Source organism: Kitasatospora nipponensis, from assembly GCF_039528135.1.
GTDB classification, from domain to species: domain Bacteria; phylum Actinomycetota; class Actinomycetes; order Streptomycetales; family Streptomycetaceae; genus Kitasatospora; species Kitasatospora nipponensis.
Genome location: NZ_BAAALF010000681.1, coordinates 1 through 737 on the forward strand (window position 1 = coordinate 1; position 737 = coordinate 737).

Genomic DNA, 737 nt, shown 5'->3' on the forward strand with positions numbered 1-737 from the left:
AGGGCCTGGGGCGCGACTACGGCGACGAGGGCAGCGAGGGCCACGCCGACACCACCCTGCTGTTCCACATCTCCAAGGACCGCACCAACGCGACCGTGCTGAGCATCCCGCGCGACCTGATGGTGCCGATCCCGGAGTGCGAGAACGCGGCCGGCAAGAAGATCCCGGGCTCGGCCCGGGGCATGTTCAACACCAGCCTGGGTCAGGACGGCCGCGATCCGGGCTGCACCTGGAAGACCGTCGAGAAGATGACGGGCATTCACGTCGACCACTTCGTGATGGTGGACTTCAACGCGGTCAAGACCCTCTCGACCGCCGTCGGCGGGGTGGAGGTCTGCGCGGCCAAGGACATCAACGACAAGGACTCGCACCTGAAGATGTCCAAGGGCAAGCACGTGGTGCAGGGCGAGGAGGCACTCGCCTTCGTCCGCACCCGGCACGCCGTGGGCCTCGGCGGGGACCTGACCCGGATCCCGCTCCAGCAGCAGTTCATCAGCTCGATGATCCGCAAGATCAAGAGCAGCGACACCCTGACCAGCCCGACCAAGCTGTGGAACCTCGCGGACGCCGCCACCAAGGCGCACACCGTGGACTCCGCGATCAAGAGCGTGGACAAGCTCAAGGACCTGGCGCTCGACCTCTCCAAGGTCAACACCCAGAACATCACCTTCACCACGGTGCCGGTGCTGGACGACCCCAAGGACGAGAACCGGCTGGTCCTGAACGACAAGGACGCC

At 66.1% G+C, this 737-nt stretch carries 1 protein-coding gene; it reads left to right on the plus strand.

Going from position 1 to position 737, the window contains the following annotated elements; translation table 11 throughout:
• The coding region (locus ABD323_RS42690) for an LCP family protein (RefSeq protein ID WP_344447432.1) at positions 1 to 737 on the plus strand (737 nt) is incomplete at both ends.